Consider the following 8,025-nt stretch of genomic DNA (forward strand, 5'->3'; position numbering starts at 1 on the left):
CCGGCGGCGGGGGGCCCTTTGCCATTAATAATGCGCAGTATTAATCTGGTGCGCATGGCAAGGACATCGGCGGGCCACGAGACCCGCGACAGGCTGCTGCGGGCGGCGGAGGAACTCTTCGCCACCCGGGGCGTGGAGGGTGCCCTGACCAGGGACATCACCCGGCTGGCCGGACAGGGCAACCCGTCCGCCGTGCAGTACCACTTCGGCTCCCGCGAGGGCCTGCTCGACGCGATCATGGCCGGCCGCCAGGACCGCACCGAGCGGGCCCTCGCGCCGCGTCTGCCCGCACTCGCGGACGCGGACCTGTCCGGACTGCTCGACGCGCTGGTCGCGGCCGAGGCCACCGAACTGCGCACCGAACAGGGCCGGTACTGCCTGCGGATCTCCGCCCAGGTCAGCCACAGCAGCGGGGTCCGCACCCGGACCCCGCACCCCACCCTCGCGGGCGGCGGCTACTGGCGGCTGATCGAGCTGGTCGAGGAGCGGATCGCCGCGCTGCCGGAGCCGATCCGGCTGGAACGGATCGACCTGGTCCTCACCCTGGTGGGCGCGGCCCTGGCCGACCGGGCGCAGCAGTACCTCACCGGGTCCACCCCCCTCACGGACGAGGAGACCTTCCTCGCCGACCTGGTGACGGTGTCCGCCGCCATGCTCTCCGCCCCCACCCCCCGAAGGAGCACGTCATGAACGACCTCACCGGCAGGACCGTCCTGATCACCGGCGGCGCCCGCGGCCTCGGCGCCGAGGCCGCCCGGCTCGCCGTCGCGGCCGGCGCCAACGTGGTGATCACCGACGTGCTGGCGGAGGACGGCGCGGCCACCGCCGCCGAACTCGGCGAGCGGGCCCGGTTCGTCCGGCACGACGTGACCTCCGAGGCGGACTGGCAGCGCGTGGTGGACTTCGCGGTGGCGGAGTTCGGCGCCCTGCACGGCCTGGTCAACAACGCCGGGATCTCCACCGGTTCACTGCTCGCGGACGAGAGCGTCGAGCACTTCCGCAAGGTCCTGGACATCAACCTGACCGGCGTGTTCATCGGGATGAAGACCGTCGTCCCGGCGATGCGCGCGGCCGGCGGCGGCTCGATCGTCAACATCTCCTCGGCGGCCGGCCTGATGGGCCTGGCGCTCACCGCCGGCTACGGCGCCTCCAAGTGGGGCGTGCGCGGCCTCAGCAAGATCGGCGCGGTGGAGCTCGGCACCGAGCGGATCCGGGTCAACTCGGTGCACCCGGGCATGACCTACACCCCGATGACCGCCTCGGTCGGCATCCGGCGCGGCGAGGGCAACTACCCCAACACCCCGATGGGCCGGGTCGGCGAGGCGCCCGAGATCGCCACCGCCGTGGTCTACCTGCTCTCCGACGACTCCTCCTACGTCACCGGCGCCGAGCTGGCCGTGGACGGCGGCTGGACCACCGGGCCGACCGTCAGGTACGTCATGGGCCAGTAGCCCGCAGCGGGACCGGGAGCACGGCGCGCCCGGCGACGTGACGCAGCTCATGCCCGAGCGGGAGTTCGACCGCCATCGCACCAGGGAAACCTCGTCCTTGACGATCCGTCACACCCTGGGGAGGTTGGCGTGAACATCGAACTCGGCCCGCTCAAGCCGGATCCCTCCATGCTGGTCCTCGGCCTGGCCCAGCTCTTCCTGCTCATGTTCGCCCTCGGTGTCGTCCTGCTCCCCCGCATCGAACGGGTGCGGGCCCAGCGGTGGGACGCGACCGAGGGGCGCGCCGAACGGGCGGAGGCCGTCCGCGCCGAGGCCGAGGCGGTCCGGGACGCGGCGCTGCACGAGATCACCGAGGCCCGGCACGAGGCGGCCCGGATCCGCCAGGAGTACACCGAGCGCGGCACGGCGGCGATCGCGGCGGCCCGCGCCGAAGGCGTCCGCGACCGCGAACTGGTCCTCGCCACGGGCCGCGCCCGGATCGCCGCCGACCGGACGCAGGCCGCCGGTGTACTGCGGCAGGACGTCGGCGACCTGGCCGTCGTGCTGGCCGGCCGGGTGGTCGGCGAACCGGTGCACACCGTCGCCGCCCAACGCCGCACGGTGGAGCGGTTCTTCGCTCAGTCGATTGACTGACCGATCGTCAACTCGGCCACCAACTGGCGGTAGACGCCGAAGGCCGGCTTGCGCGTCCAGTCGTCGCGAAGCAGTCCGAAGTGGTGGAACGGACCCGGACCGGCGCTGTCGGCGTCCCGGAGGGAGAAGAACGAGTAGCTCCGGACGGCGAGTTCGCCCGCCAGCCCGGCCACCGCCCGGACCACCTGCTCCACCACCTCGGCCTGCCGGGCCTCGCTCCGCCCCGGACCGGTGGGCCAGCCGTTCTCGCAGATCCGCAACGGGACGGCCGGCCCGATCCCGGCCCGGGGCAGCGCGTCGTTCCGGAAGCCGGTGAGCACCGCCCGCACCGCGTCCGCGAGCCGCCCCTCCGGGACGGGGCGGAAGACGTCCGGGAAGAAGTCCAGGCCGACGTAGTCCAGGGCGCGGTGGAAGCGCTCGTCGGCGAGCCGGCCCAGCTCCGGCCAGAAGGTGTCGGCGGGGTCGAAGCTCGGCACCGCGTTGAAGCCGACCGCCAGGTGGTCGTAACCGCAGGCCAGCGCCTCCTCCTTGGCCGCGACGACACCCTCGACAAGCGCCCGGCGGACGTTCGGGGTGCTGCCGTCGAGGACGGGCAGGTCCAGGTTGGGCTCCTCGCAGATCTGCAGGAGCGCGAGGCGGGGGCCTTCGGCCCGGACGGTCCGCCGGACGAAGTCCAGCCAGCCCGCCAACTCCCCGCTCTGCTCGCGGAACTGGAGCACGAGGTCGAGCTTCCGCCCCTCGGCGGCGTACCGCTCGGGCCGCTCCGGCGTGTGCGCGCCGTCCGGGTACAGGCGGTAGGCGCGCACGAGCAACTCGGCCGCCTCCCCCTGGAGTTCGCGCAGGGCGGCGGTGATCTCCGCGGGATCGTCGGGGCGGACGGGAGGGATCAGCCCTGCCTCGTCGCCGAGCAGTCCACCGGGGTAGATGCCGAAGGTGAAGGTCATGGCGACACCGTAGCCGATATTTTTGGTGTCACTGCAAGTTTTAAGTGACACCATGATTCGGCGCTACGATGCGGCCATGGGACTTCGCGAACTCAAGAAGCAGCAGACCCGGGAACTCCTCTCCGACACCGCCATGGGCCTGTTCGCCGAGCACGGCTTCGAACGGGTCACCGTCGTCGAGGTGGCCCGGGCCGCCGGGGTCTCGCCCAACACGGTGTTCAACTACTTCCCGACCAAGGAGGACCTGTTCTTCGACCGGCAGGACGAGGTCGTCGGCCACCTCGCCGACGTGGTCCGCCGCCGGCCCGCCGGCAGCTCCGCCGTCGACGCCGTCCGGGCCGACCTACTGGCGGGCCTCGCCGACGGGGAGCCGACGATCGGGCTCGACCCCCGGATGGCCGCGTTCTGGCGGATCGTCGCGGACAGCCCGGCCCTGCGGGCCCGGCTGCTGGAACTCGGCGAACGCTCCGAGGCCGCCCTGGCCGCCGCCCTGGCCGAGGAGTCGGACGCCGGACCGGCGGACCCGCTCCCCCGGATGGTGGCCGGCGCCCTCGCCGGGGCCCACCGGGCGGCACTCGGCGAGGTGCGGCGGGCGATGGTCGCCGGGGAGCCGGCCGAGGAGGTGCGGGAACGGGTCGCGGCGGCGGCGGACCGGGCCTTCGGCCTGCTCGCCTCCGGACTCGCCGGATACCCGTCGGGGGGCTGAGCCGGAGCACTGGGTCGGGGCACCGAGTCGGGGCGCTGACGCGACTCGGGCCGCCCGGCCACGAGGGCGGGCGGCCCGAGGGGCACTGGCCGGGGCGTCAGCTGTGGCGGCCCCGGCGACGGCGGGCGGCCAGCACGGCGAGGCCACCCAGGCCGAGCAGGCCGACACCGGCCAGGCCGAAGACCACCGGCGCGTTACCCGCACCGGTCGAGGGCAACTCGCCGTGGCCACCGGGGTGGTGACCGCTCGGGTGGTGGCCGCTCGGGTGGTGGCTGGTCGGGGCCGGGCCCGCGCTCGACGTGGACGAGCTCGCCGATGCCGAGGTGGTGCTCGCGCTCGGGGAGGTCGGGGTCGGACGCGGCGAGGTCGGGCTCGGGGACGTCGGCGACGGGGACGTCGGGCTCGGCGAGGTGGGGCTGGGCGACGTCGGCGACGGCGACGTCGGCGACGGGGAGGTGGGGGACGGGGAGGTGGGGGACGGCGACGTCGGGGAGGGCGAGGTCGGGGAGGGCGAGGTCGGTGTCGGGCTCGGCGTCACCCGGCAGTCCGGCAGGTCCCCGTCGAACGGGTAGCTGTGGATCTCGTAGCCGCCCGTACCGGTGTGGATCAGGTTGCCCGCGAGGTAGACCCGGCCGTTGATGCCCGGCTGGGCGAGGGTCGTGGTGCTGCCCGGGTTGCCGGCCATGACCGCGCCCTGGAACTGGGCGCTGCCGTTGATCTGCGCCGAGGTCGCGGTCGGGAAGTTGTACAGCAGCTTGGAGCGCAGGTCGGTGGTCTGGTCGCCGGCCAGGCCGGTGCCGGTGTAGGTGTTGATGACCGGGCTGTCCCCGAGCATGTTCACCACGACGGTGGCCCCGGCCGGGATGTTGGTGAAGACCAGGCCGATCTGGCCGCCGCTCGGGGAGGCCAGGTTCTGGGTGACGTTGAAGACCTGCTTCATGCTGACGCCGTCACCGGTGAAGGTGGCCTGGCTGGAGGAGACGTCGACGGTGCCGGTCGCGGTGGCCCGCCCGACGCAGTCGGAGACCTCCTCGATCTGGGTCAGCACGTCCTGGTAGGGCGCGGCGGCGTTCGGGTCCTGGATCGACCGGCCGGTGGGGTCGATGCTGACGGTGCCGGTGACGCCGCCCGCGTGGCGCAGGTTGCCGAAGGCCGGGCCGTGGGAATCGCTGCCGCCGATCAGGATCGAGTTGCCGGTCCTGACGTCGACGTTGCCGCCGCTGGTGACGAAGTCACTGCCGTCGGGCGGCACGACGCGCGAGCCGACGCCCACCACGCCCATGTTGTAGACGCCGCCGCCGTTCTTGTCGACGGTCAGGTTCCCCAGCGTGACGATCTTGCCCTCGGCCTCGGCCGCGCGGCCGTTGACGGTGTAGTCGCCGCCGGTGAAGACGTTGATCGTGGCGTCCCGCCCGGTGAAGTCGCCGTTGTTCGGCGGCGGCCAGGTGGCGGGGCAGTCGGGACCGGAGCAGGCGCCCAGCGGCGGGGCGAGCGGGGCGGCCGAACCGACCGTCAGCACGGCGGCCAGCGGCACGGCGGCGACGGCGGTCGCCACGGCGATCCGGACGGCCCGGCGACGGCCGGTGGCGGGTGTTCTTCTCACGGCGGTCGCTCGGTGATCCGGCGAACCGGTGGCCTGACCCATCGACAATTCCTCCGCGCAGAGAAAAGGGCAGGTCCGGACGACCTGCCAGATTCATTCATATCTCCTGATGATCCCATAGATCAGAGACATTCAATCCTAAAACGGACTATTCACACCCTGCGGACCCTCAGATCGGATCCGAGCACCCTGCGGACGACCCCTCGTTCCGCCCGACCCGCCCGCCGCCGGGACCGCGGTCCCGCCCGCTCCCCCAGGGTCCGGCTCCCCGCCCGGCGGCTGGGCGGACTAGGTTGGAGGTCATGACCACCGAGGCCCAGGAGCAGGACGCGCCGCTCGTCGCCGTCGCGTCCGCCGACGCCGTACTGCGGCACCCCGAGGCGGGCGAACACCTGCTCACCGAGATCGAGCGGGCCCGCGCCGCACGCTTCCGGCAGGAGTCCGGGCGGACCGACTTCGTCGCCGGGCACGTGCTGGTCCGGCTCTGCGCCGCCCGCCTGCTCGGCGTCCCGGTCGCCGGGCTGGTGCTCGCCCAGGAGTGCCCGGACTGCGGCCTCGCCGACCACGGCAAGCCCTACCTGCCCGACCACCCCGGGGTGGAGGTCAGCCTGTCGCACACCCGGGGCGTGGTCGCGGCCGGCGCGGGCCGGCGCCCGGTCGGCGTGGACGTCGAGCTGGCCGGCCGGGGCGGCTCGCTGCGCGCCGTGGCCCGCCGGGTGCTCGCCCCCGCCGAGCTGGCCCTGGTCGAGGCGGCCCCGGAGCCGGACCGGGCGTTCCTGCGGCAGTGGGTGCGCAAGGAGTCGCTGATCAAGATCGGGCGGGTCACCCTGGACACCCTCGGGCAGGTCGACCTCTCCGCCCTGCCGCTGGACGTCCCGCCCGGCGCCCCGCTGCACAGCCGCTTCGAGGACCTCCACCTGCTCGACTGGACCGACCCCGGGCAGGGCGCCGCCGTCGCGGCCGTCAGCACCGCCCCGCCGCGGATCGTGGAGCTGGTCCCGGCGGGCTGAGCGGGGCACCGGGCCGGGCACCCGAGCGCGGGGCCGGTGGATAAGCGGTGTTAGCGTGCCTGGTCGTGGGCACGCCGAGCGCGCACGCCCGCCGTCCCCCCGCTGCCCACCGGATCAAAGGGTGCCCCGCCATGGCCAAGTTCCTGCTGAGCCTGCACGTCCTCGCGTCGGTCCTGTTCATAGGCCCGGTCGCGGTGGCCGTCAGCATGTTCCCGCGCCGGGCGAAGGCCGCCCTGGCCGGCGGCCCGGACCAGGCCTCGGACGCGGGCGTGCTGCGCGTCCTGCACCGGATCACCCAGGTCTACGCGCTGCTCGGCGTCGCGGTGCCGCTGCTGGGCATCGGCGTGGCCCAGGTGATGGACGTGCTCGGCCAGTCCTGGCTGATCGCCTCCATGGTGCTCACCGCGGTCGCCGCGCTCTCCCTGCTGCTCTTCGTGCTGCCCGGCCAGCAGGCCGCCGTGGACGCGCTCGGCCTCGACCCGGCGGACGAGCAGCGCACCAAGGCCGTCAGCGGCCTGCGGCTGCTGCCGATGACCGCCGGGGTGTTCAACCTGCTGTGGGCGGTGGTCGTGGTGCTGATGGTGATCCGCCCCGGCTCGACCACCGGCGCCTGAACCTCCGGCACCCGATCTCACGACACCCGACCTCACGGCCCCCGCCCTCACGACACCCGCACCCACGGCCCCCTCCCGCGGACGGGGTCGGTTCGAGTACCGTCCTTGCCCATGACGATCATGGCGGGCATGGGCGGCCCGACAGGGACCGGCGTCGGACCGCTGCTGCGCGGCTGGCGGGAGCGACGGCAGCTCAGCCAACTCCAGCTGGCCCTGCGGGCGAACTCCTCGGCCCGACACCTCAGCTTCGTCGAGAACGGCCGCGCCCGGCCGAGCCGGGAGCTGCTGCTGCGCCTGGCCGAACAGCTGGACGTCCCGGTGCGCGAGCGCAACTCCCTGCTGCTGGCGGCGGGTTACGCCCCGCACTACCCCGAGACACCGCTGGACGCCCCGTCCATGGACGCGCTGCGCGGCGGCGTCGAACGGCTGCTCGCCGCCCACGACCCGTACCCGGCCGTGGTCGTCGACGGCACCTTCCGGGTGCTGGCGGCCAACCGCTCGCTCACCCTGCTGCTGGACGGCGTCGCCCCCGAGCTGCTCCGGCCGCCGTTCAACGCCGTCCGGGTCGCCCTGCACCCGGACGGGCTGGCACGGCACATCGTCAACTTCCGGCAGTGGCGGCGGCACCTGCTCTCCCGGCTGGAGGAGCGGCTGGAGCCGGGGATCCACGCGGAACCGCTGCGGCAGCTGTACCAGGAAGTGCTCGGCTACCCCGAACCGGAGGAGGAGCCGACCCCGGAAGCCGCCGAGGAGCGGAACCCCTTCGCGCTGCCGCTGCGGGTCCGGCACGACGGCCGGGTGCTCTCCTTCCTGTCGACCGTCACCACCTTCAACACGCCACTGGACGTGACCGTCTCCGAACTCGCCCTGGAGACCTTCCTGCCCGCCGACCGGGAGACCGTGCAGCACCTGCAGTCCGTGGTCGGCCCGGACCGGTAGCCCTGCGCCGGAGCGGTGCCCGGTGGGTCGGCCCAACCCCCGGGCACCGCGCCGGCCCAGGGCCGCGAGCAGGAGCACCCCCGACCGCCCCCCCGCGGCGGCCTGCACCGGGACCCAGCCCGGGC

Annotated in this window: 9 protein-coding genes; 7 read left to right on the forward strand and 2 right to left on the reverse strand. The window is 73.9% G+C overall.

Annotated features, from left to right (window positions below; translation table 11 throughout):
- Positions 1–54: 54 nt before the first annotated feature.
- The 3 genes from ACFWXO_RS20355 to ACFWXO_RS20365 all read left to right on the forward strand — a co-directional run bounded on the left by ACFWXO_RS20355 (position 55) and on the right by ACFWXO_RS20365 (position 2,084).
- On the forward strand, positions 55–690 hold the full coding sequence (locus tag ACFWXO_RS20355) for a TetR family transcriptional regulator (protein WP_380525238.1): 636 nt from the start codon (positions 55–57) through the stop codon (positions 688–690).
- Positions 687–1,451, forward strand: coding sequence for a glucose 1-dehydrogenase (locus ACFWXO_RS20360; protein WP_380525239.1), 765 nt, complete (start codon positions 687–689; stop codon positions 1,449–1,451). The genes ACFWXO_RS20355 and ACFWXO_RS20360 overlap by 4 nt, the downstream gene beginning before the upstream one ends.
- 129 nt (positions 1,452–1,580) lie before the next feature.
- Positions 1,581–2,084: a hypothetical protein gene (locus ACFWXO_RS20365; protein WP_380525240.1), complete on the forward strand. Its 504-nt coding sequence runs from the start codon at positions 1,581–1,583 to the stop codon at positions 2,082–2,084.
- Here the strand turns inward: ACFWXO_RS20365 and ACFWXO_RS20370 are convergent.
- Positions 2,069–3,028, reverse strand: coding sequence for a hypothetical protein (locus ACFWXO_RS20370; RefSeq protein ID WP_380525241.1), 960 nt, complete (start codon positions 3,026–3,028; stop codon positions 2,069–2,071). The two genes, ACFWXO_RS20365 and ACFWXO_RS20370, sit on opposite strands and share 16 nt — an antisense overlap.
- A gap of 76 nt (positions 3,029–3,104) precedes the next feature.
- Here ACFWXO_RS20370 and ACFWXO_RS20375 point away from each other — a divergent pair, with 76 nt between their 5' ends.
- On the forward strand, positions 3,105–3,734 hold the full coding sequence (locus tag ACFWXO_RS20375; RefSeq protein ID WP_380525242.1) for a TetR/AcrR family transcriptional regulator: 630 nt from the start codon (positions 3,105–3,107) through the stop codon (positions 3,732–3,734).
- A 97-nt stretch (positions 3,735–3,831) separates the two neighbouring features.
- On the opposite strand, the gene ACFWXO_RS20380 is transcribed toward ACFWXO_RS20375, so the two are convergent.
- The gene (locus ACFWXO_RS20380) at positions 3,832–5,337 is read right to left on the reverse strand and encodes a choice-of-anchor A family protein (RefSeq protein ID WP_380525243.1); all 1,506 of its coding nucleotides are present in this window, start codon (positions 5,335–5,337) and stop codon (positions 3,832–3,834) included.
- Positions 5,338–5,639: 302 nt separating this feature from the next.
- Here ACFWXO_RS20380 and ACFWXO_RS20385 point away from each other — a divergent pair, with 302 nt between their 5' ends.
- The 3 genes from ACFWXO_RS20385 to ACFWXO_RS20395 all read left to right on the forward strand — a co-directional run bounded on the left by ACFWXO_RS20385 (position 5,640) and on the right by ACFWXO_RS20395 (position 7,900).
- Positions 5,640–6,347, forward strand: coding sequence for a 4'-phosphopantetheinyl transferase family protein (locus ACFWXO_RS20385; RefSeq protein ID WP_380525244.1), 708 nt, complete (start codon positions 5,640–5,642; stop codon positions 6,345–6,347).
- Between the two features lie 131 nt (positions 6,348–6,478).
- Positions 6,479–6,961: a DUF2269 family protein gene (locus ACFWXO_RS20390; protein WP_375887856.1), complete on the forward strand. Its 483-nt coding sequence runs from the start codon at positions 6,479–6,481 to the stop codon at positions 6,959–6,961.
- A gap of 111 nt (positions 6,962–7,072) precedes the next feature.
- Positions 7,073–7,900: a helix-turn-helix domain-containing protein gene (locus tag ACFWXO_RS20395; protein WP_375887854.1), complete on the forward strand. Its 828-nt coding sequence runs from the start codon at positions 7,073–7,075 to the stop codon at positions 7,898–7,900.
- Positions 7,901–8,025: the final 125 nt, after the last annotated feature.

This window comes from Kitasatospora sp. NPDC059088 (genome assembly GCF_042738155.1).
Taxonomy (GTDB): Bacteria; Actinomycetota; Actinomycetes; order Streptomycetales; family Streptomycetaceae; genus Kitasatospora.